Here is a 26,202-nt window from a genome sequence, read left to right as displayed (position 1 = left end):
TTCCGGAGACATCATGCATTTCAAGCTCACCCCCGAACAGCAGGAATTCCAGGACGCCGTCAGCCGCTTCGCGGAAAAGGAGCTGCGTCCCGGCGCCCGCGAGCGCGCCCACACCGACGCGTATCCGTGGGACGTGGCGAAGAAGATGGCCGCGCAGGGTCTGCTTGGTATCACGATTGCCGAGACCGACGGCGGCCAGGGCGGCTCGCTGATGGACGCCGTGATCGCGATCCAGGCCGTGGCCGCGCACTGCCCGCGCAGCGCGGACGTGGTGCAGGCCGGCAATTTCGGCGCGATCCGCGTGCTGGCCGAATATGGGTCCGCCGGGCAGAAGGCGCGCTGGCTGGCGCCGCTGCTGCGCGGCGAGACGCTGATCTCGGTGGGCATGACCGAGCCCGAGGCCGGGTCGGCCGTGACCGAACTGAAGACGAGCGCCACGCCCGACGGCGAAGGCTTTCGTATCAACGGCACCAAGATCTTCACCACGCACGGCCCCCATGCCGACGTGATCCTGGCCTATGTGCGCTTCGGCCCCGGCGTGGGCGGCATCGGTTCGGTGCTGATCGACACCAGGGCGCAGGGCGTGCGCATCGGCCAGAAATCGCGCTTCATGTCGGGCGAGGAATGGGCGCAGATCTATTTCGAGGACGTCTACGTGGCACCCGAGGACGTGCTGCTGGGCGAGGGCGGGTTCAAGAAGCAGATCGCCGGCTTCAACGTGGAGCGCATGGGCAACACGGCGCGCTCGCTGGCGCTGGGTCGCTACGCGTACGAGGTGGCGCGCCAGTGGGCGCTGCAGCGCAAGCAGTTCGGGCGCCTGTTGTGCGAGTTCCAGGGCCTGCAGTGGAAGTTCGCCGAGATGAAGATGAAGCTCGATGCCGGACAGCTGCTGCTGTACCGCGCTGCCAGCAACGCCGACAGCGGGCTGCCGTCGGCGGAGGAAACGGCCATCGCCAAGGCATTCTGCAATCAGGCCGGATTCGACATCGCCAATGAGGCGCTGCAGGTGATGGGCGGCATGGGCTACAGCCAGGAAGAGCTGGTCGAATACTGCCAGCGGCGCTGCCGCGGCTGGATGATTGCTGGCGGCTCGATCGAGATCCTGAAGAACCGCATTGCCGAGTCGGTATTCGAACGCACGTTTTCCCAGCGGCCCTGAGGCGTTCCCTCGGCGCGTTGCGCCGCGTCAGGCGGCTTCGGCCGCCGCCGAGATCGACGCCAGCAGCGCGCCCCGCTCGCGTGCCACGAAGACCGCTTCGGTCTTGTTGTTGGCCGCGAGCCGGCGATAGATCTGCAGCGTGTGGCTTTTCACCGTCGGCACGGAGATATGCAGGCGGCGGCTGATCAGCTTGATCGACATGCCCTTGGACAGCAGCACCAGCACGTCGTACTGACGCTGCGTCAGGCTCAGCAGCTGCGCCTCGGTGACGAACTCGGGCAGGGCCGTATCGGACAGGCGTGCGTGGACGGACATGGGCAGCACGATGGCAGCGTCGGGTCTCGCCGCCGGCGGGGTCACGCCATCGCGCGCCAGCGTATCGTCGTAGGGCGTGCCGGTACAGCAACCCTTGCGCATGGCGCCGATCATCTTGCGCAGCGTTCCCTCGATCGCCTCCAGCGCGGCGTTTTCCGGCAGCCATGACAGCAGCGGCGAGATTTCGCGCGGGGGCATCCATTGCACCGTGCCGCCTGCGCTCAGGTACAGCACGCCGCGCACATCGGTTGCGGTACGCAGCAAGTCCAGCATGGCTGCGTCGTATCCCTGCAGCAAATCGCCGACGATCAGCAGGTCGATGCCGTCCAGCGTGACGCCCGGCACCGGGCCAGGCGACATCAGACAGGAATCGTCGATGTCCTGAATACGGTATAGCACCTGCTGGATACCAAAGCCGATCAGCGGCCGGGACTCTACAACTGCTGCCTTCATGTGTCGCTCCCCTGTTCTTCTACGTTTGGAAGCAACCATGGCGCAAGTTCCGTTCCAGCCACGCGAACGCGCTGCAGGGCGCATGCAGCTGTGCAGGTCCGGTACGGCGCCGTTACGCGTTACGTAACGTTGGGGTGGTTTTGCCGCTGGGTTTTTACCTTTTTGCCGATCGAACCTTAACGGACTGTTAAATCTGCAATGCCGTCGTTGCAATGACAGGAATGACTGCCTGCCCTCCGCTAGTGGGGTGCGGTTTAGCGGCGACCTGTATGGCAGGGCCAAGGCCTGGATCAGTTGCGTCCAGCCTTCGAGCATCACGACCAGCAGCAGCTTGAACGGCACGGAGATGGTGGTGGGCGCATGCATCGACATGCCCAGTGCCGGAAGGATGGGGACGGCCCCGACGACCAGGTCCACCACCACGAACACAGGTAGACCATGAAGGCCCAGCGCGGCGCGCAACGGCCCGAACACGATCGCCCGCTCGGTGTAGGGCGGCAAGCCGTCGGCGGCCGTGGGGCGCAGATGCGCAGATGCGCAGGTTCGTGATGAACAGCTATGCCATCGGATTGCCGCTGCCGCTGCCGCTGCCGCTGCCGCTGCCGCTACCGCTACCGCTGGGCGATGTGATGCACGAGGGCGCGGTGTGGTGGGCGCGTCCCAGGCCGCCGGCCTTATGGCGGGTGCGTCAGTCGTCGTCGCGCCAGCGACGGTCGCGCCGCCATTCGTGCTCGCGCCAGCGTTGTTCGCGGCGCCACTCGCGCTCGCGCCAACGCTGTTCGCGCCAGCCGTCGTAGTAGCCAGGCGCCACCACCACCGGGCGCGGTGCGACCACCACCGGGCGCGGTGCCACGTAGACGGGTGCGGGCTCGTAGTAGACCGGCGCCGGCGGCGGCGCGGCCACGTAGGCCGGCACGCCGATGCCGATGTCGAAATTGACGTGCGCCTCGGCGGCGGCAGAGGCCGCGAGGGCGGAAAGACCGATCAGACTGGCGATGAGGAACCTGGACATGGAGAGCACCTTTTGCTCGGGTTGCTGCGTGGATGCCGATACTAACGGCGCGCGGCGCGGTCCGTTGACCCTGTCCCAGGTGTCTTTGTAAGCTGTTGTATCGATGGTCTGTCCGCCCGGCGCCGCGTTTACTGGCTGGTCGCGTCCTCGTCACCTTCGCCGGCGCGGCGCTCATTCGCCGTCTTGCCTGACGACGGATGGTCCGGATGCAAGGCGAAACCCGACGTTTCGTCGTCCACGAGGCCGTTGCCCTCGCCGGAAACCTTCACTTCCATGGTCTCGAGGTAATGATCGGGGTCGTCCTGCTCTGGCTGGCTGTTACGTGTTGATGCATCTTCGCGGGCTGCCATGGTGCGCTCCTTTATCGAGTCTTAACCGGAAATCAAGAAAGGGATAACGGAGAACGGTGCAAGGTCCGGGCCACGCCTGCACTGCCGATGCGCGCGCCTTCGCCAGCAAGATGGACGGGCAGCGTATGCGCCGGCTTGCAAAATCTACAGGCGCGGGGCATCGGCTGCGGTCGATGCGGCGTGTCCATGCGGGATGCCCGGGTGCCCGACGCGAATATCGATAGGCAAAAACATTCGTTCGGCGCCGCTTGCCGCGTTCTTAGCATGACCCCTTTCCCAAAAATCCGGTTCAGGAGAGAGGCGTATGACAAGAACGACAGCAGCGTCCCGTAGTCACCGAAAGACTCCCGCCCGCCGCGCGCTGGCAGGCCTGTGCGCCACCGCCGTGGCGCTGATGACCGGCTGCGGCAGCGACGATACGCCGACAACTTCGTCCAACAATGCCGCGCCGACAACGGTGGCGACGAAGAAGCCCAACATCATCTTCATCATGGCCGACGATCTCGGCTACTCCGACCTGGGCGCCTTCGGCAGCGAGATCCGCACGCCGAATCTGGATGCGCTGGTGAAGCAGGGCCGCATCCTGACGAACCATCACACGGCGGCGGTCTGCGCGGTGACGCGCTCGATGATCATCTCCGGCACCGATCACCACCTGGTGGGCCAGGGCACCATGGCCACCACCGACGTGAACTACGTCGACGAGAACAATGCGCCGAAGCCCGGCTACGAGGGCTATCTGAACGACCGCGCGCTGTCGATCGCCCAACTGCTCAAGGATGGCGGCTACCACACCTACATGGCCGGCAAGTGGCACCTGGGCAGCGGGCTTCCCAATGCCACGAACCAGGGGGCGAACGTCGGCACCACGTCGCCGGGCCAGACGCCGGTGTCGTGGGGCTTCGAGAAGAGCTACGCGCTGCTGGGCGGCGGGGGCGACCACTTCGGCCGCAACGGCAGCACCGCGTATGTCGAAGACGACCACTACGTGACGCCGAACACGACCAACTTCTTCTCGTCCGATTTCTACACGTCGACGATCCTCAAGTACATCGATTCGAGCACCGGCAAGAATGCCGATGGCAAGCCGTTCTTCGCCTACCTGACCTACCAGGCGCCGCACTCGCCGCTGCAGGCGCCGGCGGCGTACATCGATCGCTACAAGGGCGTCTACGATGCTGGCTACGAGCCCATCCGGGCGGCGCGGCTGGCGCGACAGAAGGCGCTTGGGCTGATTCCCGCCAATTTCACGCCGAATCCCGGACGCGACGAGACGCTGGCGGTGACGCCCAAGTCCGCGAACTGGGGCACGGCGTCGGCCAACTACATCACGTCGACCAACAGCGCGGCGCAGGGCGGCATCGATACCCGCGTGGCGAATGCCAACAAGAAGTGGGACAGCCTGACCGCCGACGAGAAGCGCGCCCAGGCCCGCTACATGGAGATCTTCGCGGCGATGGTCGAGAACCTGGACGACAACGTTGGCCGTGTGGTGCAGCACCTGAAGGACATCGGCGAGTACGACAACACGCTGATCGTCTTCCAGAGCGACAACGGGCCGGAAGCCAGCTATTACGAGTTCAGCGGCAACTACGATCAGAGCTACGACGCGAAGAACGCGGACCCGGCCGTCTATCCGACGCTGGGCACCACGGCGTACAAGGGCTCCAGCAATCTCGACTACGGCCAACGCTGGGCCGAGGTCAGCGCCACGCCGTTCCGGCTCTGGAAGGCGTTCCCGGCGGAAGGCGGCCACTCGGTGCCGACCATCGTCAAGCTGCCCGGCGCGGCGCCTGCCCAGCAGGCCGCGCAGCTCAATGCCTTCACGCATGTGGTGGACCTGGCGCCGACGTTCCTGGACATTGCCGGGATTGCCGCGCCCAGCACGCCGGCGGCGCCGCTCTATGACAGCAAGGGCGTCAACCGCAATGCGGGCAAGGTGGTCTACGACGGCCGCAACGTGTATCCGATCAGCGGGTTGTCGCTGCTGCCGACGCTGCAAGGCAAGGCAACCGGCCCGGCACGCACCACGTTTGCGGAAGAGCTCTACGGCCGCACCTACGTCTATGCCGATAACTGGAAGGCCACGTGGATCGAGCCGCCGTTCGGCCCGGCCAATGGCGAGTGGCAGCTGTTCGACATCCGGGCGGACCGCGGCGAGACCAGCGACCTGGCCGTGCAGCGTCCGGACGTGGTGGCAGACCTCAAGGCGAAGTGGAACGACTATGCCAAGGCCGTCGGCGCGGTGCTGCCGAAGGTGCCGGGCATGATCTACTGAGGCGGCCGTGGCACTGCTTCGATTCCATCGACTGGGGAAGATCGCCGGCGCCGCCTTTGCGGTGGGGCTGGCGGCAACGCTGGCGGTGCGCGCCGTGCCGTTGCACGGCGCGGCGGCATTGGGCACGCCGCGCCAGTGCGCCGCCTACACGGGCCTGCCCGATGACTGGCGCAAGCACGGCACGGCAGGCATGGCCCACGTGCGCGGCGGCGAATTCGTGCCGGGCACCACGCTCGGCTATCCCGACGAACGGCCGGCCGGCAAGGTGCGCGTGGGAAGTTTCTGGATCGACCGCACCGAAGTCACCAACGCGCAGTTCGCCGCCTTCGTGCAGGCCACCGGCTATCGCACCGAAGCGGAGCGCGCCGGCGAGGCCGTGGTGTTCCACAAGCCGACCGACGATGAACTGCAGCAACGGCCCTATGCATGGTGGTCGATGGTGCGCGGCGCCGACTGGCGGCATCCGTCCGGCCCGGCGTCGACCCTCGACGGCAAGGACAACCAGCCGGTCACGCTCGTGACGCAGGCCGATGCGCGCGCCTACGCGCAGTGGCTTGGCCGCGACCTGCCGACCGAGGACGAATGGGAGTACGCGGCCAAGGCCGGCCAGAGCGGCGCGGCGCTGGAAACCGCGCCGGCCAGCGCGGACGGGACGCCCACGGCCAACTACTGGCAAGGCGTGTTCCCGGTGCTGAACAGTGCCCGCGACGGCTTCGACGGCCTGGCCCCGGTCGGGTGCTTCACGGCGAATGCGTTCGGCCTGTACGACATGATCGCCAACGCGTGGGAATGGACCGCCGACCCGTACACCGGGCCGCGCCAGTCGCACGCCAATGGCGATACCGCGTTCGTGGCGGCGCTGTCGGCCCGGTCCGGCCATCCGCGCGATACGCGCATGGCAGTCATCAAGGGCGGCTCGTTCCTGTGTGCACCGGACTTCTGTGTGCGCTACCGGGCGTCGGCGCGGGAGCCGGCCGAGCGCGACCTGCCGACTTCGCACATCGGCTTCCGGACGGTGCTTCGCGATGGTTAAGGCGCTGCTGCTGGGATTGGGCTGTGCCTGGGCGCTGCAACTGCCGGTTCGGGCTGCGACGCAGGCTGACGTGCCCGACAATGCGCGGCCTGTCGTACGCATCGGGGTCGCGAGCCAGGCCGACCGCGAGCTTGTGGCGGCGGCCGCGAACGCGGGTGGCGCGGTGCGACTGCAGGCGGTGTCGTTCGCCGACACCGCCGAAGTGCGCCGTGCGCTCCGCGCGCGTCGCATAGACGCCTCGATCGCGGAGGATGCGCAGGCACTGGCGGGCGATGCAACGATCTGCACGGTGACGCATACGGTGACCTATCCGATGGGGTTGTATGCGGGGAAGATCGAGGCGCTGCGGCAGGTGCCAGTGCGCGCCGTCGTCGCGATCCCGGCGGATCGGGCGGGCCAGGGGCGCGCGCTGCTGCTGCTGCAGAACCACGGGCTGATCCGCATCGATGGCGAGGCCGGCCTGCAGCCGCAGGTCGGCGACATCATCGACAATCCGCGCAAGCTGCGCTTCGAGCGCTTGCCGTCGCAACGGCTGGCTGCGGCGTTGCGCCGCAACGCGCTGGTGGCGCTGCCTTACGCGGCGGCAGATGCGGCGGGACTGGCACCGGCGCGCGACGCGCTCGGTATCGAGGATGCACGTGTGCCCTGGGCCAACGTGCTGGCGGTGCGGGCGGCCGATTGCCGGGCGGAATGGGTGGCGCCGACGGTTGGCGCGCTGCATTCCCCGGCGGTGAAGTCCTTCATCCTGACGCGCTTCAACGATTCGGTGCGTCGGCCATGGTAGGCGGCGAGCCGGTCGCGATCGGCTTTCATTGCACGGCGTGCGGCAAGTGCTGCAATTCGCCACCGCTCATGAGCATGAACGAGTTGTTCCGCCACGCCGACCGCTTTGTCGGCGCCCTGTCGTTGCGGCGCGTGCGGCCGCCACTGGCCGGCACGCGGCACGTGGTGGACGGGCATGTCGTCGAGGTGACTGCCGACGACGTGGCGGCATTCGTCACGCTGGCGGGCAGGCAGGGCCATCCGCTGCCGAATGGCGACGTGCTGATGATCGCCACGCAGGCCATCGACTATCCGTCGCGCGGACGCTGTCCCGCTCTGGCCGACGACGGCCGCTGCACGATCCACGCGTCCCGCCCGTCCACCTGCGCCATGGTGCCGCTCGACGCCTGGGTGCCAGACCGGCTGCAGGCCGCGTCATTGGCGGCCAAGCGACGCGGCGGCGAACACGATATCGGTGCCGACTGTGTATCCGTTCTGTCGTCGCGATCCTTGCAGGCGGATGTCATCCCGCTCGTCGTGGCGGGCGGGGTCGCCGACCACGGCTACGCCGCGGCACTGGCCCGGCGCCGCCACGACGAGGCACGGGACAAGCTCGTCTGGGGCGATGCCGTATTCCGCCTGTTGATGCCTGAACTGGTGGGCCCGGCGGGTGGTATCGCATCGATTCCGTTTGCCGGCTACCGAACGCTGCCCCTCGTGCCTGTACTGGCCGTGCTCGCCGACGGCGGCCCGGAGGCGCGGGCCCGCTGCCTCGATTACATCGCGGCCCAGCGCCGGCTGATCGCGGCATCGATCGATGCCGCGCTGGCCCGGCGCCGCGCGGATGACAAACCGATGACAGCCCAGTTGCGGCAATACAGCACGGCCTTGTCCGCCCTGGGCCAACGACTGGCGCACTGACTTGTTTGTGCTGTATAGATCGCATGTATCGGGTTAAGCCCTGCTTCGTATCGTCTTTGTATCGTTTCTGTATCAAAAAGGCTAAAGATCCACTTTAGGTCGACGTAAACGTGGATGTCAGGACATTCAGGCGACGCAGCGCCTGGGTGACAAAGAAACGAACAAGAAGAAGGGCACACAACCATGGCATCGATTTCCTCCCTCGGGGTTGGAGCCAACCTCGAGCTGTCCACATTGCTGGACAAGTTGTCCACAGCCGAGCGCGCGCCGCTGACGGCACTGGACAACCAGCACGCGGCCTACCAGACCCGCCTGACCGCCTATGGCACGGTCAAGAGCATGCTCACCAGCTTCCAGGCCACGGCCAAGGCGCTGATGAACCGGGACACGTTCGGCGCGGTCAAGTCCGCGGTCGGCAATTCCGACATCATGACGGTGACGACCGGCGCCAACGCCGTACCCAGCGACCTCAGCGTCAACGTGACGCGGCTGGCGCAGGCCCAGTCGCTGGCCGGCACCGGCTACGCCAAGCAGGACGTGCAGATCGGGTCCGGCACGCTGACGTTCGAGTTCGGCACCACCACCGGCTGGGACGAAGCCAGCGGCACCTACGTGAGCCCAGGGTTCAATCCCAATGCGTCCACCGCCGACGTGCCCAACCCCCGCACGGTCACGATCGACCCGGGCAAGGGGTCGCTGCAGGACATCCGCGATGCCATCAACAAGGCCGGCATCGGCGTCAAGGCCAGCATCATCAACGATGGCAGCGCCACGCCGTACCGCCTGATCCTCACGTCGGACAAGACCGGCGAGACGATGAGCATGCGCATCACGGGCTCGTCGCCCGAGCTGCAGGGGGTGGCGGGCTACGACCCGACCACGCCGGGATCGAACGCGATGAAGGAAACGCTGCGCGCCACCAACGCGGCGCTGACGGTCAATGGCATCGCCATCACCAGCACCAGCAACACCGTGGTGGACGCCGCGCAGGGCGTGACCATGACGCTCAAGAAGACCGGCACGACGTCGCTGTCGCTGACGCAGGACACCGACAGCATCAAGAATTCCATCCAGGCGATGGTCACCGCCTATAACAACATCCAGTCGTCGATCAAGTCGCTGACCGCGTTCGACACCAAGGCGATGACCAAGGGCGCGCTGAACGGCGACACGTCGATCCGCGGCATCCAGACGACCATCCGCGCCGTGCTGAACACGCCCGAGGCGGGCATGCCGGACAAGGCCCCGACCATGCTGGCCGCCATCGGCGTGTCGATGCAGAAGGACGGCACGATGGCCATCGACAGCAAGAAGCTGGACGCCGCGCTGAAGGACAACCTGCCCACCGTGACGCAGCTGTTCGCGGGCGACGGCACCACGGGTGGCTTCGGCCGCCGGCTGTCCGACGCGGTGGACAAGATGACCGGCGAAAGCGGCCCGATCGGCGCGGTCACCACCGGCATCGAACGCAGCATGAAGGACATCGAGAAGCGCTACGAGGACATGAGCGTCCGCATCGACGCGAAGATCGAACGCTACCGCAAGCAGTTCACCGCACTGGACCTGGCGGTCGCCCAGATGAACAACACCAAGAACTACCTGACACAGCAGTTCCAGGCGTTGACGAACGCGAAGAAGTAAAACGCTTCAGGCGCGCGCCTGGGGTGGGGAAGGGCGATGGCTTCGGCTGTCGCCCTTTTTGTTTTGCCTGTGCGGAACGATGAAGGTGCGTTGCGTAAATCATCGTTCTCTGAATCTGCATACGTAAAAGCACGTTGATTGTGACGCGTTAGGAAACGGCGAAACAGCGACTTCTTCCGCCTGAAAAGCCGCTAGTTTGCGAGCCGCAGCTTCCGTGGCGTCGGGCATCGGGCACGGTGACATGGAGGCCGGGATTCGCTAACCGCAATGGCTGAAATGACGCAAGCAACCAGGCCGGACGACGCCGGCCGGAACGATGAAACTCCCGGGGAGCCCAGGCCACGTACAGCCAGGGCACGATGATTGCCCTGGCAGCCTCGGCGCTTTGCAAGACGCGGGCGCCGGACGCGCTGTTCCTGATGAACTCGCCCTACGCGCTCGACGACAAGCTCGCGGATGGCGCGACATGGAGCGATGCCCGCCCTTCCGAGGCAGCGCGCGTGCAGACGTTTCGTAATATCGCCAATCGGATCAAGGCGGAGCGGCGCCTGCTGGACGAGCGACTGCTGGTGCAGCAGCGGGTTGGCAGGGGCCGGAATGGCAAGCGTTGGCGCCCCTTCAGCGAGATCACGCCGGCGGTGAGCGAGCGCGACAACCACGGCCGGATCTATGTCTACTTCAGCCCGCACGACCGCGTCATGGGCCTGACGACGCTGGAAAGCATTGGATGGCAGGGGCTACCCGACGACCTGCTCGCCGAACTGGGCGATACGGTCAAGCAGCGTATGCTGGCTCGCCTGACACCATGCGGCGACGCGCCCGGCATAAAGCGGTTCGGCACACTGCCGGACATGAAATACGGCAGCCACTGGGACCCCAATAATACGAAGCCGTTCTGGGATGGAAATCGCGGCCCGTTCTTCAACGCCATGAAGCTGTGGACGGTGCCCCATCCCGACCAGATGGTCACCGTCAATGCCGAAGCCGTGGCAAATCCGTTGACGCCTGAGGAGACCGCGAAATTCGATAAGGCCGTTACGGACGATGATGTGCGGGCCATGGGAGAAATCGATCCCGACACGGGCCGGTATTTCAAGCCTGAGTTTCCGTATTTCGAGTCGATTTATGAGCCGAGTTACCAAAATCGCGGCCAGGACATTTACAGCGGCGACCGGCCGATTCGAACGCTGGAATCGGCTGAAGAGGCGCGGGATCGGTTCCGCCGGCACAAGCCCGAACCACCCGACCACAGCACGCTGCCCGAACACATGGAGTTCATGCGGCGGATCGTGGCTTACGACCTGCCCATTGGATTTTGCGAGGCCTTCGAAAACCGCGAGTTCTGGATCGGGCTCATGCATGACGCCGACTGGACGCACTTCACTGACAATTATTTCAATTCGGGCGTGTTGCTGAAACCGGAAATGCCAGCGGCCATCGACCGGGATACGGTCAAGGACGCCACGGCGCGCGCTGCAACTGAGAATCAGACCAGGCAGCCGCGTTGGGATTTGGGAAACTGAAATCAGGAATCACCATGAAACACGAAAAACGAAAATCCATGTATTTGTGTATCGGTGTAGTAGCCGCATTGCTGACCGGCTGCGCTCAGAAGAACTGGCGCCTGGCGACGCCTCCCCCCGACTACGACGTCCCCCCACAAGCCATCTACTGGTTTGACGACCACCGCTATATTTCGCTGGAGAACTACAAGGATTGCCACCACGGCACGACGTATTACAACGATCCACGGCAAGGCATTCGCACCCGGCTTGGACGCTACGGCATTGAAAACTACCGGGGGCGCTTAATTAACGCCGATCCCACAGGGCAGATTATCGTCATTCCTTCGTCGTACACGCCGGATGGCGTGTGTCCGGACAAGGGCTGCAATATCTCATTCATTTATTCTACGGATGGTGGTCGCAGTTTCGCTGGTGAATACTACATGCGGAACACACAGACACCATATAAGGATTCCATGGAATATATCGTTGCTGCCACCTCGGATCGTATATATACCGCAAAAAAATGGACGTGGGACGACTATTCGGTGACCCAGTACCCGGTGGTCATTGGTATAGGAATTGCAATGGAATCGCCTTCGGGTCTTCGCTACGGGCATTTTTCCTCAACGAAACGCCCCGACTATCTAAAAGGCCTCCGCACACCTTCGGGCCAGGAATACATCTCCTGCGACGACTCGATCCGCCCCGCCAACCTGCCGGCCACGTCGAAGTAACCCGCCCGCCGGACACTAAACAAAACGGCCCGCATCGCTGCGGGCCGGCAAGTCTGGCTAAAACGCTATAACGCTTTTCTCGCGTTTCTCTTCGGACTTCCTCCTTCCTACAGGGCACCCGCCAACCGGAACTGTCCTACCGCACGGTGCAGGGCATCGGCCTGGTCTTCCAGCGATGCGGCGGCCGCTGTGGCTTCTTCCACCAGTGCGGCGTTCTGCTGTGCCATCTGGTCCATCTGGGATACGGCCTGGTTGACCTGCTCGATGCCGCCGGTCTGTTCCTCGGTGGCCGCGCGCATTTCGCCCATCAGGTCGGTCACGCGTTTCACGGCGCTGACGATGTCCTCCATGGCCTTGCCAGCGCCCTCCACCAGCGTGGCGCCGTCTTCCACGCGCTGCGCGGAATTGTCGATCAGGCCCTTGATCTCCTTGGCGGCGGTGGCGGAGCGTTGCGCCAGGCTGCGCACCTCGCCGGCCACCACCGCGAAGCCACGCCCCTGCTCGCCGGCGCGGGCCGCTTCCACGGCCGCGTTAAGGGCCAGGATGTTGGTCTGGAAGGCGATGCCCTCGATCACGGCGATGATGTCCACCACCTTGCCCGACGCGGCCTTGATCTCGCCCATCGTTTCCACCACCTTGTGCACGATCTCGCCGCCGCGCACGGCGATGTCCGACGCGCCTTCGGCCAGGTGCGCGGCCTGGCGCGCGTTATCGGCGCTCTGGCGCACGGTGCTGGTCAGTTCCTCCATGCTCGCGGCGGTTTGTTCGAGCGAGGCGGCCTGTTCCTCGCTGCGGCGGGACAGGTCGACGTTGCCGGCCGCAATCTGCCGCGCGGCGCCGGCGATGGAATCCGCCGACCCGCGGATCTGGCCGATGGCGCCGGTCAGGCGCGCCTGCATCTGCTGCATGTTGTACAGCACGCTGTCGCGGTCGTGCGGGGCGGTTTCCACATGGGTGCCCAGGTCGCCGTCGGCGATGCGCGCGGCAATCCGCGAGGTCAGTGCGGGCTCGCCGCCCAGTTGGCGCTGCAGGCTGATCGAGATGCGCACCATGACCACGCTCATCAGCGCGCCCACGGCAACCAGCCAGCCCAGCGCCTTCCAGAGCGCGGTACGGAATTCGGCGTGGATGTCGTCCAGATACAGGCCGGCAATGAAGTTCCAGTCCCACGGCTTGAAGTTGAGCGTATAGCTGAGCTTGGGCTGCGGGGCCTCGGCGCCGGGTTTGGGCCACAGGTATTCGATGAATCCCTTGCCGGTGGTCTTGCCGATCTGCGCGATGTCGCGGAACAGGTAGACGCCGTTGGCATCCTTCGTGTCCGACATGTTCTTGCCGTTGAGTTCGGCCTTGATGGCATGCATCAGCACCACGGTATCGGAGCGCATGATGGTGAAGTACCCGTCGGCGCCAAAGCGCATGGCGCGCACGCGGTCGATGGCCTGCTTCTGGGCGTCCTCGGCGCTGATCTTGCCGGCGCGGGCCATGGCCTCGTATTCGGCAACCACTGAATTGGCGGTGTCGGTCACCTGCTCCAGGGCGACCTTGCGATCCTGGAGCCGCTGCTCGCGCATCTGCCAGACGTTCCACAACGTGATGGCCAGCAGGCACACCCAGCTCAGCACCAGCGGCAGCATGAGCTTCTTTCTCAGACTCAGTTCTTGCAACATCCCATCTCCTCCATTTCGCTTCGTTGATCGTCGGGGCGCTTTTCGAGACGTCCTCTCTATGAGCGGCGCTAACGGCCGGCCGGAGGGGAAACTTGACTGAGGATTGATACCAATATGGGAATAGTGGCGAGGGCGCCGCTTGCCGAGGCGTGCGAGGTCCGCGGGGCGGAATGGCCGACGGAATGGGCGGCCGATGACCACCCGGGCGGTGTCTGGCTATGGCAGTATCTCCAGATTCGTCGAATCTGATGGCGCTACTGCGGATCGGCACAACGTAGTGACAGCGAACGGCGCGGATAGAGAGCGGCATGGAGCGATTGACCGAAGGCGCGATCCTCACCCTGGCGGATGACGCGCAGGACACCGTGTTCCTGGTGGACCGGGGCGGTATCGTGCGCTACGTCAATGGCCGGTGCGCGGACACGCTGGGCTTTGCCCAGTCCGATGTCATCGGACAACCCATCATCGAACTGGTGCTGCCTGGCGACCGGGACCGCACGCTGAAGGAAGCCGCGCAGGTGCTGGCAGGGCGGGATCGGGTGGGTTTCGAAAACCGCTATCAGCATCGCGATGGCCGGGCGATCTACCTGGCCTGGCAGGCCAACTGGCTCGATGCGCACCAGTTGCGCATGGGCTTTGCGCGCGATGTCACGGCGCTGCGGCAACCGGCCTGCGACCACATGCTGGCGCCGGATCTGCTCGGCGTGCTGGAGCCTGTCGAGCGCGACGTGCTGGTGCTGCTGCTGACGGCCGCTTCCGAAAGCCAGATCGCGAGCCGGCTGGGCCTTGGCACGGCCAGAACCCAGACGCTGGTGCTCAGCGTGTTTCGCAAGCTGGGCGTGCCGGGCCGGCTGGGCCTGATGAGCCTGTGCCTGCGCGGGCTGGAAGCGCCCGTCGAAGCCTGACCGGCATTCGGCAGCGGCCCGGACTCCACTTCAACGCAACCACATCTTGATGACTACCGGACACGTTTTCATTGCGACCAGCCTGGATGGCTATATCGCCCGGCCCGACGGCGACATCGGCTGGCTCCTGGAGCGCGACGATCCCGCCGAAGACCATGGCTACGCCGACTTCATCGCCGACAAGGACATGATCGTGATGGGGCGGGGCTGCTACGAGAAAGTGCTGACGATGGGCGACTGGTTTTATGACCGACCCGTGCTCGTCCTGTCCCGGCAACTGGCGGGCCAGCCGGTACCCGCGCATCTGCAGGGCAAGGTCCGGTTTTCGGATGCCACGCCCGCGCAGGCGTTTGCCGAACTGGCGGCGCAGGGTGTACGCCGCGTCTATGTCGATGGCGGCCAGCTGATCCAGTCGTTCCTGCGCGACGGACTGATCGCCGACATGGTGGTCACCACGGTGCCGGTGCTGATCGGGGCGGGCCGGCCGCTGTTCGGCGCCCTGCCGCGCGATGTGGGGCTGGCGCTCGAATCGAGCCGGCACTTCCCGTCGGGGCTGGTGCAGTCAACCTGGCGCGTGCTGCGCTGAGGCGGGCGCCGTCGCGCTGCCGGCGGTCGTCAGGCGAATTTATCGATCAACTGCTGCAGGCGATCGCAGGCATTGGGCACCTGGTGCTCGATTGCGGTGGCCACGCCGAGCAGCAGCCCGGCGCGCTGCGTGTCCGGCGAGCAATAGAACCCCGACAGCGGTGCGGGGGCCATGCCATAGGCGTAGGCCTCCCGGGCGATGCGCCGGTCGTCCGCGCCATCGGGCAACTGCACGACCACGGCCAGGCCGGCCGGATAGGCGCGAAACTGCCGCGCCGCCAGGGCGTCGAGAAGGGTCTGGCTCCGGGCCGCATAAATGCGCTTCATGCGTCGCAGGTGCCGCAGGTAGTGCCCGTCGCGCATGAAGGCGGCGGTGGCCATCTGCACGGCGGGGCCCGGTGCAGACCCCAGGCAGGCCACGGCTTCCTCGAACCGCCCCACCAGACCCGGCGGCACCACGGCAAAGCCAAGCCGCAGGGTCGGACTGATGGTCTTGCTGAACGAGCCGATATGGATCACGCGGCCCGCACGATCCAGCGATGCCAGGGCCGGCGCGGCGCGGCGCCTGAGTTGCAGCTCGCCCAGGTAGTCGTCCTCGATGATCCAGGCATCGGCGCGGCTGGCCCAGTCGAGCAGTTGCATCCGGCGCGCCAGTGACAGGGTAGGGCCCAGCGGCGCCTGCTGGCCCGGCGTGACCATCGCCAGCGCGGCATCGGGGGCGTGGCGTTCGCCATGGCCGACGTCCATGCCGTCCTCGTCCACGGGCACCGGCACCGGCGTGAACTGGGCGATGGCCAGTGCGTTGCGGCTGAGCATGAATCCGGGGTTTTCCACCCACGCCGGTCGCCCCGGCGCCTGGATAACGCGCAAGGCCACGCCGAGCGCGCCGGTGAAGCCGGCCGCGATGAAAATCTGCGACGGCTGGCAGGCGATGCCGCGCGCCAGCGCCAGATGCGCGGCAATCTCGCGTCGCAGCGCATGTTCGCCGCGCGGATCGGGATAGCAAGCAGGCGCCTCGATTTCTTCACGCGCCGCGCGGGCCCGCAGGCGCGCAAACAACGTGGCCGGAAAGCAGTCCGACGCCGGCACGCCCATCTGGAATACCGCCGGGCCCGGCAGGAAGTGCTGGTACAGCGCCGATTGCAGATCGGTCTGGACCGTCCGTCCGGGGTCGGCCACGTTGGGCGTGTTCGGCGCCAGGTCGGCGACGCGGGTGCCGCCCGCGCGTGACGACACCAGCCACTGCGCATCCACCAGCCGTTCGTAGGCGGCCTTGACCGTGCCGCGCGCGACGCCGAGCTGTGTCGCAAGATCCACCCAGGACGGCAGCCTGGCGCCCGGCACCAGCACCCGGCTTTCGATGGCACTGGCGATGCCCAGCCGGATCTGCTCGGCCAGCGATGTCGGCGACTGGCGGTCGAGCTTCAGGTCGAGCGGGAAGGGGGGCGGCGGCGTCATCGGGTCTGGTACAGCAGGATTTGCGGTTTTTGGTTCTTTTGATTGCACTACTGAGCGTCCATGATTCTATCCATCAACCAGGAGATGAACATGCAGCCCGGAAAACTCTTTGCATCGATCCTTGCCGCAGCGGGGCTGGCCCTCAGTGGCGCCGCCATCGCCCACGGCGCCACGGACCATGGCGCAGCCGAGAGCGTCAAGCCGAACTTTTCGCACGCCATTCCCAATATCCCGGGCAAGTCGGTGGTTGCCGTGGAAGTCGACTATGCACCCGGCGGGGCGTCGAAGCCGCATGTGCATGCCAGGTCGGCGTTCATCTACGCTTACGTGGTGTCTGGCAGCATCGCCAGCAAGGTGAACGACGGGCCCGAGCGCGTCTACAAGGCCGGCGAATCGTTCTACGAGGAGCCCGGCTCGCGCCACCCCGTCAGCCGCAACGCGAGCACGACCCAGCCTGCCAGGCTGCTGGCCGTGTTTGTCGTCGACACCGACGACAAGAACCTGACCACCTACGAGCAGTGACCCCGCACAAACGGACAAGGAGCCTGAAATGAGACTGGACTACACCAAGGCAGCACCGAACGGCGTCAAGGCCTTTGGCGGTGTGTATGGCTACATCATGCAGTCGGGGCTGGAAGACGTGCTGGTCGATCTGGTCTACCTGCGCGTCAGCCAGATCAACAACTGCGCCTACTGCCTGGACATGCACACGCGCGACCTGATCAGGAAGGGCGTCTCGCCGCAGAAGCTGGCGCTGGTGCCGGCCTGGCACGAAGCGGGCGCGCTGTTCAGCGACCGCGAGAAGGCGGCCCTGCGCTGGGCCGAATCGGTGACGCGTGTGGCCGATACCCATGTGCCGGATGCTGATTTCGAGGTTGCGGCTGCGACCTTCAGCGAAAAGGAACTGGCCGACCTGACCATGGCCATCGGCCTGATGAACGCGTTCAACCGCCTGGCCATCAGCTTCCGGCGCGGGCCCGAAGCGGCACAGGCGGCGGAGTCCTGAAGCCCTGCCGACCGGACGCCGGCCCATGGCCCGGGGCGCGTGGCACGGGGCGTGCCCCGGGAGTCGGCACGCAGTCGCCGGGCGCCTACCGCATCGGCAGGCTGCCGATGGCGTTGCCCCCGCCCTGGCCCGTGCCAATGCGCGGGTCGCGGCGCGCCGGCATGATGCCGTCGTCGGCCATGCGCTGCTGCAGGTCCTGGTCGGGAAGCTGGCAATAGTCCTTGCCCAGTTCGCGCGTCACTGCATCGCATACCGACTGTGGCAACGCCTTGCGCAGCAGCCCCAGAAAGCGGGGCGGCGCGATTACCACCAGTTCGTCGAATCGCTGTTTGTTGCGCGCGTCTTCCAGCATCTTCGCTACCCGGCGCGCAAACAGCTGCGCTTCCTGGTGAATCTCGTCCTCGCCCGCCGATGACACCACCGTGGCCATGCGGCCGGCGTGTGCGCCGGGGTGGCCGGCATCGCCCTGCACGGACGCCTGCGCCCGCCGGCCGTAGGCGTCGCGCCGCAGGTCGGCATTGTCCGCGTGGGCGCCGGCGTCCGTGATCTTCTCGACCTCTTCCAGGTGCGCATTGTCTCCGCGCGCGGCCACTATCCTCGCGACACCCTCGTCCGCAACAAGGATCCAGACTGTTTTCATGAGACGTCTCCGATTGCGGCCTGGGAACCAGGCCCATGGAGAGAAGGCCTGCAAACGCCACGCCACCCGGCTGGCCCGGCAGGTTCGGGGCGCAGGCGCCGATATGCATGGCAAGGGCGCCACGGATTGCAGGTTCGACCGGCAGCGACGCAAGATTTGCCGACGCGGGGTGGCCCGCTGGGCAAGGCGTTGATCGGCGGCAGCAGCGTAATCAACCGTAATCAAAACACCCCACCGCGCCACGGCTCACGGGTTGCTCCACCAAATGAGAACAATTATCATCCTTCGGCTCGCGGCGACATTGTGATGTCACCGCCAGTTTCCGCAGCGGATGACGCGCCGTCCGGCGCACCCCGCGCATCGTCTCCAGCATCCGAATGACCGACACCGCGCCAGTTTCCGGCCAGCAGCGCCGCGCGTTCTGGCTCAAGCATCTTCACCAGTGGCACTGGATCAGTTCCGCGATCTGCCTGATCGGGATGCTGATGTTCGCCATTACCGGATTCACGCTGAACCACGCCGGCCAGATCGAGGCCAGGCCCAAGGTGGTCACGCGAACCGAAGCGGCGCCGGGCGATGTGGTCAGTGCGCTGCGCAGCGCCATGCCGCCCGGCGCCGACACGAAGAACCAGAAGGGGCCCGTGCCACCGGTGCTGGCTGACTGGCTGGCCCGCACGCTCGATGTCGACGCGGCCGGGCGCGACGCCGAATGGTCGGCCGACGAAATCTACGTGGGCCTGCCGCGTCCCGGCGGCGATGCCTGGGTCAGCGTGGCGCTCGATTCCGGCGAGGTGCAGTTCGAATCCACCTCGCGCGGTGCGGTCTCGTACCTGAACGATTTGCACAAGGGCCGCAACACGGGCCGGGCGTGGATCCTGTTCATCGATGTTTTCGCCATCGCCTGCGTGGTGTTCAGCGTGACCGGCCTGTTCCTGCTGAAGCTGCACGCGTCGGGCCGCGTGGCCACGTGGCCGCTGGTGGGTGCGGGGCTGGTGATTCCGCTGCTGGTGGCCATCCTGTTCATCCACTGATCCGCTTCACATCCCATTCCATCGAAAAAGGTAGTTTTGACAATGCGCCGACTCCTGACCGTCACCATGACCGGCCTTGCCGCCGCGCCGCTGGCGCCCGCCATGGCCGCCGACCTGAACGTCAAGGTGGAGATTCCCCGCCTGAACGTGGCCGAATACCACCGTCCGTATGTGGCGATGTGGATAGAGCGCGCCGACCAGAGCCCGGTGCAGACGCTGGCGGTCTGGTACGACGCCAAAAACAAGGAAGGCGAGGGCACGAAGTGGCTCAAGGACATGCGGCAGTGGTGGCGCAAGGCCGGCCGCGACATGCAGATGCCTGCCGACGGCGTGTCCGGCGCCACGCGTGCGCCGGGCGAGCACGCGCTGACCTTCAAGGATGGCAAGGCGCCGCTGGGCAAGCTGCCGGCCGGCGACTACCAGCTGGTGGTGGAAGCCGCGCGCGAAGTGGGCGGCCGCGAACTGGTGCGCGTGCCGTTCTCGTGGCCGGCCAAGGCCGCCCAGACCGCCAGCGCCAAAGGCGAACATGAACTCGGCGGCGTGACCGTCGAAGTCAAACCTTGATGCGAACCGAACGGAGTCCGACCATGACCAAGCCTGCCCGCCTTTCCAGCGGTTTCTCCCGCCGATTTTCCACCCGCCTCGCCGTGCTGGCGCTGGCCGCGCTGGCGCCGCTGGCTGCCCACGCACACCGCCAGTGGCTGCTGCCATCGGCCACCGTGCTGTCCGAGAAGGACGCCTGGGTGACCGTGGACGCTGCGGTGTCCAACGACCTGTTCTACTTCGAACACGTGCCGATGCGGCTGGACAACCTGGCGGTGACCGCGCCCGATGGCAGGACCGCCGTGTCGGCGGAAAACGCATCGACCGGCAAGTACCGCAGCACGTTCGACCTGCACCTGACCCAGCCCGGCACCTATCGCGTGGCCGTGGTCAATCAGGGGGTGTTCGCCAGCTGGAAGGAAAACGGCCAGACCAAACGCTGGCGCGGTGCCGCCGATACGTTCGCGAAAAGCGTGCCGGCCGGCGCGCAGGACCTGCAGGTGAACGAAATCGCCGGCCGCATCGAGACCTATGTCACGAACGGCCGTCCCACCAGGCAGGTGCTGGCCACCACGGGCAAGGGTCTGGAGCTGGCGCCGATCACCCATCCGAACGATCTGATCGCCGGTGAAACGGCCAGTTTCCGCCTGCTGCTCGATGGCAAGCCGGCCGCCAACCAGAAGGTGTCGGTGGTGCCGGGCGGCATCCGCTACCGCGACCGCCTGAACGAAATCGAGGCCACGACCGACGCGGACGGCAGGTTCAGCGTCAGGTATCCGGCGCCGGGCATGTACTGGATGGAAGCCGAGACCCGCGACGACAAGACGTCGATCAAGGAAGCCAAGGCGCGCCGTGCCACGTACGCGGTGACCGTGGAAGTGCTGCCGCAATAGGAACGACCCCGGACTGCCCATGCACCGCGTGCTGATCCCCGTCGCGCTGTCCGCGCCCCCGCCGCCGCCCGTTCGCGCAGGGCAGGTGCGGCAATGGGCGGGCCCGACCATGGGCACCACCTGGTCGGTCCGTGCCGTGGTGGCGCCGGGGCACGCCGACGGCCGGGGCGAGGCTATCGAAGCCGGCATCCGTGCCGTGCTCGACGGCGTCATCGCGCAGATGAGCAACTGGTCCGATGTCTCGGACCTGTCGCGCTTCAACCATGCCGCCGCCGATGGCTGGGTAACGCTGCCCGACGACTGCTTCACGGTGCTGCAGGCGGCGTTGCAGACGGCGCGCGACAGTGGCGGCGCCTATGACCCCACCGCTGGCCCGCTGGTGGACCTGTGGGGCTTCGGGCCGGCAGGGCGGCGTGCCGCTGCGCCGTCGGTGGACGACGTGCGGCGCGCGCGCGAGCGTTGTGGCTGGCAGCGGCTGGATGTCGATGCCGATCGGCGCCGAGTGCGCCAGCCCGGCGGTGTATCGCTGGACCTCTGCGCCATCGCCAAGGGGTTTGCCGTCGATGCCGTGTCGCGCCATCTCGACGCGCACGGGTTGTCGCACCATCTGGTGGAAATCGGCGGCGAACTGCGCGGCCACGGGCTCAAGCCCGATGGCATGCCGTGGTGGGTGGAACTGGAATCGCCCACGGCGGAAGGCGCCGCGCCCACGCGTACGCTGGTCGCGCTGCCGGGCTTGTCGGTGGCCACGTCCGGTGACTATCGCCGCTACTTCGAGCAGGACGGGCAACGATATGCCCATACGATCGATCCGCGCACCGGCTACCCGGCCGCCCACGCACTGGCATCGGTGACCGTGATCCATCGCGAATGCATGCTGGCCGATGCGCTGTCCACGGCGCTGACCGTGCTCGGGCCCCAGGCAGGCATGGCTTTCGCGCAGCGCCACGCGCTGGCGGCGCGGTTCCTCGTGCGCACGCCAGGCGGCTTTGACGAACGCACCACGCCGGCCTTTGCCGCGATGCTGTCATGACGCGCCCGCTGTGGGGCTTCGTCTTCGCGGCCGGCGTGGCGCTGGGCATGCTGGCGCACAGCCGTACCTTCGTGGCGGCGGGCGTGGTCATCGCTTACATCGCGTTCTGCGCCGGCGTGATCGGCGCCCACCGGCGGCGCCGCGCGGTATGCGCGATGGTGCCAGCACTCCACGATGGCCAGAGAAAGCCGACATTGGTGGCGTATGCCAGCCAGACCGGCTTTGCCGAGCAACTGGCGACGCAGACGGCGCGGGCGCTGCAGGGCGCGGGCGTGCCGGTGCAACTGCTGTCGTTTGCCGATCTCGATGGCAGGCATCTGGCCGCGTGCGGGCAGGCCCTTTTCCTGGTCAGCACCACGGGCGAGGGCGATGCGCCGGACACGGCTTCCGGCTTTGCCCGCAAGCTGTTGTCGGGCACCACGCCCGACGCGCTGAAGCCGCTGCGCTACGGCATCCTGGCATTGGGCGACAGCAGCTACGCGCGCTTCTGCGCCTTCGGCCATACGCTGTCCGGCTGGCTGCAACGCCATCAGGCCGAGCCGCTGTTCGATATGGTCGAAGTCGACAACGGCGACCCCGGCGCGCTGCGGCACTGGCAGAACCACCTGTCGGCGCTGTGCGGAGGCGCGGAGATCGAAGACTGGGAGCGGCCGCGCTACGGGCGGTGGCAGCTTGTGGAGCGCCGGCTGCTGAACCCGGGCAGTCCCGGGCAGCCGGCCTGGCATCTGGCGCTGGTGCCGGAAGCTGCCGGCGATCTGGCGTGGCAGGCCGGCGATATCGCCGAGGTCGGCCCCTGCCAGCCGCCTGAGGCGGTGGCGCGGCTGCTGGACAAGCTGTCGCTGGATGGTTCGATCCACGTCCGCTGCGACAGCCGTCCGATGACGCTGGCCGACGCGCTGGCCACGCGCTTGCCGCTGCCCGATGCGCATATGGCCACGATGGCGGGCCTGGCGCCGCAGGCGCTGATCGATGCGCTGCCGGCGTTGCCGCATCGCGAATACTCGATTGCATCGCTGCCCGCCGATGGCCGGCTTGAACTGCTGGTGCGGCAGACCGTGCGTGCGGATGGATCGCTCGGACTGGCTTCGGGCTGGCTGACCCGGTACGCCGCCGAAGGCGCCCATATCTCGCTGCGCGTGCGCAGCAATCGCGGCTTCCACGCGCCCGACGACGACCGGCCGCTGATCCTGATCGGCAATGGGACCGGGCTGGCCGGCCTGCGGGCGCTGATCAAGACACGCGCCGCTCGGGGCTGGCATCGCAACTGGCTGCTGTTCGGCGAGCGCGCCGCCGCGCACGACGACTTCCACGGGGCAGAACTTGCGGCGTGGCGCGAACAGGGCGTGCTGCAGCGGATCGACCGCGCGTGGTCGCGCGACGGCGGCGTGCCGCACTATGTGCAGGACGCCGTGCGGGCGGCGGCGGCCGATATCGAAGCGTGGGTCGCGCAAGGCGCGGCCATCTACGTCTGCGGGAGCCTGCAGGGCATGGCCGGCGGCGTGCATGCGGCGCTGGCCGACATCGTTGGCGATGCCCGTCTGCAGCAGATGACCGAAACCGGCCACTACCGGCGCGACGTCTACTAGCCGCGCCCCGGCGCCAACAGGCGTTTTTTGCGGCGGCGCAGGATCGCCGCCGCGATCACATTCCGCTATCCTCGCTGTCAGTTTCCGTCGAGGAGTCCCGATGTCCCGTCCCATCCGTCCATGGCGCCGCGCATCCGTCGCCGCCTTCTGGCTGGCCGCCGCCAGCTTGCCCGTCCAGGCCGCCGGCCCGGACAAGTTCGCGGTGCCCGGCCTGGAAAAGCCGGCCACGGTGCTGGTGGATCGCTGGGGCGTGCCCCATATCTATGCCAACACGCTCTATGACGCGTTCTACGTGCAGGGCTTCATGGCCGCGCGCGACCGGCTCTGGCAGATCGATCTGTGGCGCAAGCGCGGGCTGGGCGAAATGGCCAGGGACTTCGGCCCGGCCTACGTGGAAGGCGACCGCATGGCGCGGGCCGTGCTGTTCCGTGGCGACATGTATCGCGAATGGCTGGCCTACGGGTCCGATGCCAAGCGCGTGGCCGAGGCCTTCGTGGCCGGCGTGAACGCCTATGTGGCGCAGGTGGAGGCGCATCCGGAACTGCTGCCGCCCGAGTTCAAGATCCTCAACTACAAGCCTGCGCGCTGGCGCGCCGAAGACATCGTGCGTATCCGCCACCATGGGCTGACGCTGAATTTCACGGGCGAGATCGACCGCGCGCAGATCTTCTGCTACGTGAAGCCCAACGCCGTGCGGGCCGACTGGGTGCGCCGCGAGCTGGATCCGCCGGTCGAGCCCAAGGTGCCCGAAGGGCTCGACACCTGCGCCGTGCCGGCCGCCGAACTGCGGCGTGCCTACGACCTGGCGACCGCCGCGCCGCGCTTTCCTAAGGATTGGTGGTCGCAGGGCGCCAGCAAGGCCGAGAACATCCCGGTGGACCAGCTCTACGCCACCGTTGACGCCAATAGCGACACGGGCAGGAGCCTGGGCTCGAACAACTGGGTGATCGCCGGCAGCCGCACCACCACGGGCCGGCCGATCCTGGCCAACGATCCGCATCGGGCGCATGGCGCGCCAAGCCTGCGCTATATCAGCCATCTCAATGCGCCGGGGTTGTCGGTCATCGGCGCAGGCGAGCCGTTCCTGCCCGGCATCTCGATTGGCCACAACGGCACGATCGCCTTCGGCCTGACCCGGTTCTACATGGACCAGGAAGACCTTTACGTCTACGAGACCAATCCCGCCCAGGCGCACGAGTACCGCTACAAGGGCCGGTGGGAGCCGATGGAGACCGTCACCGAGCAGATCGCCGTGCGCGGCGAAGCCACGCCCCGCAAGGTGACGATCGACTACACCCGGCATGGCCCGGTGCTGTACGCCGATGCCAAGTCCGGCCGCGCCTACGCACTGCGGGCGGCGTGGCTGGACTACGGCATGGCGCCGTACTTCGGCTCGATGGACTATATGCGCGCCCAGAACTGGGACCAGTTCCGGGCGGCCATGAATCGCTGGGGCGCGCCCGGCGAAAACCAGGTCTATGCCGACCGTTCCGGCAACATCGGCTGGATTCCGGGCGGGCTGACCGTCAATCGTCCTAACTGGGATGGCCTGATGCCGGTGCCCGGCGATGGCCGCTACGAGTGGGCCGGCTATCGCAACATGGACGAGCTGCCGTGGGCGTTCAACCCGGCGCCCGGCTACGTGGTGACGGCCAACGAGAACAACATTCCGGCCAATCACCCGGCGGCGAAGATCGGCGTGGGCTACGAATGGAGCGACAGCGCGCGCGCCCGCCGGCTGAAGGGGCTGGTGGCGGCGAATCCGCGCAGCTCGCTGGAAGATTCGATGGCGTGGCAGAACGACACGGTATCGCTGCCGGCGCAGCGCGTGGTGGCGCTGGTCAAGCCGCTGAACAGCAACGACGCCCAGGTGCAGCGCGGCCTGGACCTGCTGCGCAACTGGGACGGCAACGAGCGGGCCGACAGCGCCGCCGCCGCGCTGTTCGAGGTCTGGTTCAGCAAGTACCTGCGCACGGCCGTGGTGCGTACCGCGCTGTCCCCGGAAGGCGCGCGCCTGGTGGGGCCCGGCGATGCCAGCCGCGTGATCGCGGTGCTGGAGCGGCCCGATACCTGGATGACGGTGGACAAGCGCAACGAGATCATGACTGGCACGTTGAAGTCGGCGATGGTCGAGATCGAGAAGAAGCTTGGCAACGATCCCAGGACCTGGCAATGGGGCAAGCTGCACACGGCCGTGTTCAGCCACCCGCTCGATCCGATCCTGGATCCGGCGCAGCGCCAGCAGTTCGATGTCAATGCCGGACCGATCGGCGGATCGTCGTTCACACCGATGAATACGAGCTACCGCAACAGCGACTTCCAGCTGACCGCCGGTGCATCGTTCCGCATGGTGCTGGATGTGGGCAACTGGGACGCTTCCCGCGTGGTCAACACGCCGGGACAGTCGGGCAACCCGGCCAACCCGCACTATCGCGACCTCGCACCGCTGTGGGCCAAGGGGGAATACTTCCCGCTGGTGTATTCGCGCAAGGCGGTGGAAAAGGAAAGCAAGGAGCGGGTGGAACTGGTGCCGCAGTGAGGGGTGTTGTCTTGCCTGGGTGATGGGGGCGCCCGCCCTCTCCCCCGGCCCCTCTCCCGCATGGCGGGAGAGGGGAGCAAACCGTCAGGGCTGGTCATGCTGTGGGATTCTCCCCTCTCCCGCGCGCGGGAGAGGGGTTGGGGGAGCGGG

General features: G+C 66.8%; 24 protein-coding genes. 18 read left to right on the top strand and 6 right to left on the bottom strand.

What is annotated here, in order from left to right:
- Nucleotides 1-13 precede the first annotated feature (13 nt).
- Nucleotides 14-1,159 carry an acyl-CoA dehydrogenase family protein gene (locus tag BLQ58_RS09750; RefSeq protein WP_092597126.1) on the top strand — a complete coding sequence of 382 codons (1,146 nt, stop codon included), beginning with the start codon at nucleotides 14-16 and terminating at the stop codon, nucleotides 1,157-1,159.
- Nucleotides 1,160-1,186: 27 nt separating this feature from the next.
- Here the strand turns inward: BLQ58_RS09750 and BLQ58_RS29670 are convergent, their stop codons facing one another.
- The 3 genes from BLQ58_RS29670 to BLQ58_RS09730 all read right to left on the bottom strand — a co-directional run bounded on the left by BLQ58_RS29670 (nucleotide 1,187) and on the right by BLQ58_RS09730 (nucleotide 3,289).
- Nucleotides 1,187-2,428 carry a helix-turn-helix transcriptional regulator gene (locus BLQ58_RS29670; RefSeq protein WP_302847634.1) on the bottom strand — a complete coding sequence of 414 codons (1,242 nt, stop codon included), beginning with the start codon at nucleotides 2,426-2,428 and terminating at the stop codon, nucleotides 1,187-1,189.
- A 187-nt stretch (nucleotides 2,429-2,615) separates the two neighbouring features.
- The gene (locus BLQ58_RS09735) at nucleotides 2,616-2,939 is read right to left on the bottom strand and encodes a hypothetical protein (protein ID WP_092597124.1); all 324 of its coding nucleotides are present in this window, start codon (nucleotides 2,937-2,939) and stop codon (nucleotides 2,616-2,618) included.
- 128 nt (nucleotides 2,940-3,067) lie between these two features.
- Entirely contained in the window at nucleotides 3,068-3,289 is a 222-nt protein-coding gene (locus BLQ58_RS09730; RefSeq protein ID WP_092597120.1) for a hypothetical protein, read from the bottom strand.
- Nucleotides 3,290-3,593: 304 nt separating this feature from the next.
- On the opposite strand from BLQ58_RS09730, the gene BLQ58_RS09725 reads away from it, so the two are divergent.
- From BLQ58_RS09725 to BLQ58_RS09695, 7 genes are all read left to right on the top strand, one after another.
- A complete protein-coding gene (locus BLQ58_RS09725; protein ID WP_092597117.1) occupies nucleotides 3,594-5,567 on the top strand; it encodes an arylsulfatase in 1,974 nt (657 codons plus the stop codon).
- 61 nt (nucleotides 5,568-5,628) lie between these two features.
- Complete coding sequence (locus tag BLQ58_RS09720) at nucleotides 5,629-6,600, top strand: formylglycine-generating enzyme family protein (RefSeq protein WP_254775884.1); 972 nt, start codon at nucleotides 5,629-5,631, stop codon at nucleotides 6,598-6,600.
- A complete protein-coding gene (locus tag BLQ58_RS09715; protein ID WP_092597114.1) occupies nucleotides 6,593-7,384 on the top strand; it encodes a MetQ/NlpA family ABC transporter substrate-binding protein in 792 nt (263 codons plus the stop codon). The genes BLQ58_RS09720 and BLQ58_RS09715 overlap by 8 nt, the downstream gene beginning before the upstream one ends.
- Nucleotides 7,378-8,283, top strand: coding sequence for a YkgJ family cysteine cluster protein (locus BLQ58_RS09710; protein ID WP_092597111.1), 906 nt, complete (start codon nucleotides 7,378-7,380; stop codon nucleotides 8,281-8,283). The genes BLQ58_RS09715 and BLQ58_RS09710 overlap by 7 nt, the downstream gene beginning before the upstream one ends.
- 183 nt (nucleotides 8,284-8,466) lie before the next feature.
- A complete protein-coding gene (gene fliD, locus BLQ58_RS09705) occupies nucleotides 8,467-9,924 on the top strand; it encodes a flagellar filament capping protein FliD (RefSeq protein ID WP_092597108.1) in 1,458 nt (485 codons plus the stop codon).
- A gap of 359 nt (nucleotides 9,925-10,283) precedes the next feature.
- Nucleotides 10,284-11,447: a T6SS effector phospholipase Tle3 domain-containing protein gene (locus BLQ58_RS09700; protein ID WP_092597105.1), complete on the top strand. Its 1,164-nt coding sequence runs from the start codon at nucleotides 10,284-10,286 to the stop codon at nucleotides 11,445-11,447.
- Nucleotides 11,448-11,461: 14 nt separating this feature from the next.
- Nucleotides 11,462-12,166, top strand: a complete 705-nt coding sequence (locus BLQ58_RS09695) for a T6SS immunity protein Tli3 family protein (RefSeq protein ID WP_139186085.1) — start codon at nucleotides 11,462-11,464, stop codon at nucleotides 12,164-12,166.
- A 107-nt stretch (nucleotides 12,167-12,273) separates the two neighbouring features.
- On the opposite strand, the gene BLQ58_RS09690 is transcribed toward BLQ58_RS09695, so the two are convergent.
- Complete coding sequence (locus BLQ58_RS09690; protein ID WP_092597099.1) at nucleotides 12,274-13,833, bottom strand: methyl-accepting chemotaxis protein; 1,560 nt, start codon at nucleotides 13,831-13,833, stop codon at nucleotides 12,274-12,276.
- Nucleotides 13,834-14,141: 308 nt separating this feature from the next.
- On the opposite strand from BLQ58_RS09690, the gene BLQ58_RS09685 reads away from it, so the two are divergent.
- Entirely contained in the window at nucleotides 14,142-14,738 is a 597-nt protein-coding gene (locus BLQ58_RS09685) for a PAS domain S-box protein (protein ID WP_092597095.1), read from the top strand.
- Nucleotides 14,739-14,787: 49 nt separating this feature from the next.
- Entirely contained in the window at nucleotides 14,788-15,324 is a 537-nt protein-coding gene (locus BLQ58_RS09680) for a dihydrofolate reductase family protein (protein ID WP_092597092.1), read from the top strand.
- Between the two features lie 29 nt (nucleotides 15,325-15,353).
- Here the strand turns inward: BLQ58_RS09680 and BLQ58_RS09675 are convergent, their stop codons facing one another.
- Nucleotides 15,354-16,781: a MocR-like pyridoxine biosynthesis transcription factor PdxR gene (locus tag BLQ58_RS09675; protein WP_092597089.1), complete on the bottom strand. Its 1,428-nt coding sequence runs from the start codon at nucleotides 16,779-16,781 to the stop codon at nucleotides 15,354-15,356.
- Nucleotides 16,782-16,841: 60 nt separating this feature from the next.
- On the opposite strand from BLQ58_RS09675, the gene BLQ58_RS09670 reads away from it, so the two are divergent.
- Both BLQ58_RS09670 and BLQ58_RS09665 read left to right on the top strand, forming a co-directional pair.
- A complete protein-coding gene (locus tag BLQ58_RS09670; protein ID WP_254775872.1) occupies nucleotides 16,842-17,303 on the top strand; it encodes a cupin domain-containing protein in 462 nt (153 codons plus the stop codon).
- A gap of 28 nt (nucleotides 17,304-17,331) precedes the next feature.
- A complete protein-coding gene (locus BLQ58_RS09665; RefSeq protein ID WP_092597086.1) occupies nucleotides 17,332-17,787 on the top strand; it encodes a carboxymuconolactone decarboxylase family protein in 456 nt (151 codons plus the stop codon).
- Between the two features lie 85 nt (nucleotides 17,788-17,872).
- Here the strand turns inward: BLQ58_RS09665 and BLQ58_RS09660 are convergent, their stop codons facing one another.
- On the bottom strand, nucleotides 17,873-18,427 hold the full coding sequence (locus BLQ58_RS09660; protein ID WP_092597083.1) for a host attachment protein: 555 nt from the start codon (nucleotides 18,425-18,427) through the stop codon (nucleotides 17,873-17,875).
- A gap of 377 nt (nucleotides 18,428-18,804) precedes the next feature.
- On the opposite strand from BLQ58_RS09660, the gene BLQ58_RS09655 reads away from it, so the two are divergent.
- The 6 genes from BLQ58_RS09655 to BLQ58_RS09630 all read left to right on the top strand — a co-directional run bounded on the left by BLQ58_RS09655 (nucleotide 18,805) and on the right by BLQ58_RS09630 (nucleotide 26,052).
- A complete protein-coding gene (locus tag BLQ58_RS09655; RefSeq protein WP_092597080.1) occupies nucleotides 18,805-19,458 on the top strand; it encodes a PepSY-associated TM helix domain-containing protein in 654 nt (217 codons plus the stop codon).
- A 42-nt stretch (nucleotides 19,459-19,500) separates the two neighbouring features.
- A complete protein-coding gene (locus BLQ58_RS09650; RefSeq protein WP_092597077.1) occupies nucleotides 19,501-20,022 on the top strand; it encodes a DUF2271 domain-containing protein in 522 nt (173 codons plus the stop codon).
- Nucleotides 20,023-20,045: 23 nt separating this feature from the next.
- Entirely contained in the window at nucleotides 20,046-20,894 is an 849-nt protein-coding gene (locus BLQ58_RS09645; RefSeq protein ID WP_092597074.1) for a DUF4198 domain-containing protein, read from the top strand.
- Between the two features lie 19 nt (nucleotides 20,895-20,913).
- Nucleotides 20,914-21,927, top strand: coding sequence for an FAD:protein FMN transferase (locus BLQ58_RS09640; RefSeq protein ID WP_092597071.1), 1,014 nt, complete (start codon nucleotides 20,914-20,916; stop codon nucleotides 21,925-21,927).
- Complete coding sequence (locus BLQ58_RS09635; protein WP_092597068.1) at nucleotides 21,924-23,513, top strand: sulfite reductase subunit alpha; 1,590 nt, start codon at nucleotides 21,924-21,926, stop codon at nucleotides 23,511-23,513. Before BLQ58_RS09640 ends, BLQ58_RS09635 begins: the two co-directional genes overlap by 4 nt.
- Nucleotides 23,514-23,613: 100 nt before the next feature.
- Nucleotides 23,614-26,052: a penicillin acylase family protein gene (locus BLQ58_RS09630; RefSeq protein ID WP_092597065.1), complete on the top strand. Its 2,439-nt coding sequence runs from the start codon at nucleotides 23,614-23,616 to the stop codon at nucleotides 26,050-26,052.
- Nucleotides 26,053-26,202: the final 150 nt, after the last annotated feature.

This window comes from Ralstonia sp. 25mfcol4.1 (genome assembly GCF_900104095.1).
Taxonomy (GTDB): domain Bacteria; phylum Pseudomonadota; class Gammaproteobacteria; order Burkholderiales; family Burkholderiaceae; genus Cupriavidus.
This window is presented reverse-complemented; position numbering and strand designations above follow the sequence as displayed.

Excerpts from the sequence above, each read along its gene's own strand:
- BLQ58_RS09685 (WP_092597095.1), top strand. The coding sequence starts at position 14,142 with ATGGAGCGATTGACCGAAGGCGCGATCCTCACCCTGGCGGATGACGCG.
- BLQ58_RS09695 (WP_139186085.1), top strand. The coding sequence starts at position 11,462 with ATGAAACACGAAAAACGAAAATCCATGTATTTGTGTATCGGTGTAGTA.
- BLQ58_RS09640 (WP_092597071.1), top strand. The coding sequence starts at position 20,914 with ATGCACCGCGTGCTGATCCCCGTCGCGCTGTCCGCGCCCCCGCCGCCG.
- BLQ58_RS09635 (WP_092597068.1), top strand. The coding sequence starts at position 21,924 with ATGACGCGCCCGCTGTGGGGCTTCGTCTTCGCGGCCGGCGTGGCGCTG.
- BLQ58_RS09710 (WP_092597111.1), top strand. The coding sequence starts at position 7,378 with ATGGTAGGCGGCGAGCCGGTCGCGATCGGCTTTCATTGCACGGCGTGC.
- BLQ58_RS09750 (WP_092597126.1), top strand. The coding sequence starts at position 14 with ATGCATTTCAAGCTCACCCCCGAACAGCAGGAATTCCAGGACGCCGTC.
- BLQ58_RS09690 (WP_092597099.1), bottom strand. The coding sequence starts at position 13,833 with ATGTTGCAAGAACTGAGTCTGAGAAAGAAGCTCATGCTGCCGCTGGTG.
- BLQ58_RS09630 (WP_092597065.1), top strand. The coding sequence starts at position 23,614 with ATGTCCCGTCCCATCCGTCCATGGCGCCGCGCATCCGTCGCCGCCTTC.
- BLQ58_RS09660 (WP_092597083.1), bottom strand. The coding sequence starts at position 18,427 with ATGAAAACAGTCTGGATCCTTGTTGCGGACGAGGGTGTCGCGAGGATA.
- BLQ58_RS09680 (WP_092597092.1), top strand. The coding sequence starts at position 14,788 with ATGACTACCGGACACGTTTTCATTGCGACCAGCCTGGATGGCTATATC.
- BLQ58_RS09715 (WP_092597114.1), top strand. The coding sequence starts at position 6,593 with ATGGTTAAGGCGCTGCTGCTGGGATTGGGCTGTGCCTGGGCGCTGCAA.
- BLQ58_RS09675 (WP_092597089.1), bottom strand. The coding sequence starts at position 16,781 with ATGACGCCGCCGCCCCCCTTCCCGCTCGACCTGAAGCTCGACCGCCAG.
- BLQ58_RS09735 (WP_092597124.1), bottom strand. The coding sequence starts at position 2,939 with ATGTCCAGGTTCCTCATCGCCAGTCTGATCGGTCTTTCCGCCCTCGCG.
- BLQ58_RS09700 (WP_092597105.1), top strand. The coding sequence starts at position 10,284 with ATGATTGCCCTGGCAGCCTCGGCGCTTTGCAAGACGCGGGCGCCGGAC.
- BLQ58_RS09730 (WP_092597120.1), bottom strand. The coding sequence starts at position 3,289 with ATGGCAGCCCGCGAAGATGCATCAACACGTAACAGCCAGCCAGAGCAG.
- BLQ58_RS09725 (WP_092597117.1), top strand. The coding sequence starts at position 3,594 with ATGACAAGAACGACAGCAGCGTCCCGTAGTCACCGAAAGACTCCCGCC.
- BLQ58_RS09655 (WP_092597080.1), top strand. The coding sequence starts at position 18,805 with ATGACCGACACCGCGCCAGTTTCCGGCCAGCAGCGCCGCGCGTTCTGG.
- fliD (WP_092597108.1), top strand. The coding sequence starts at position 8,467 with ATGGCATCGATTTCCTCCCTCGGGGTTGGAGCCAACCTCGAGCTGTCC.
- BLQ58_RS09645 (WP_092597074.1), top strand. The coding sequence starts at position 20,046 with ATGACCAAGCCTGCCCGCCTTTCCAGCGGTTTCTCCCGCCGATTTTCC.
- BLQ58_RS09670 (WP_254775872.1), top strand. The coding sequence starts at position 16,842 with ATGATTCTATCCATCAACCAGGAGATGAACATGCAGCCCGGAAAACTC.
- BLQ58_RS09650 (WP_092597077.1), top strand. The coding sequence starts at position 19,501 with ATGCGCCGACTCCTGACCGTCACCATGACCGGCCTTGCCGCCGCGCCG.
- BLQ58_RS09665 (WP_092597086.1), top strand. The coding sequence starts at position 17,332 with ATGAGACTGGACTACACCAAGGCAGCACCGAACGGCGTCAAGGCCTTT.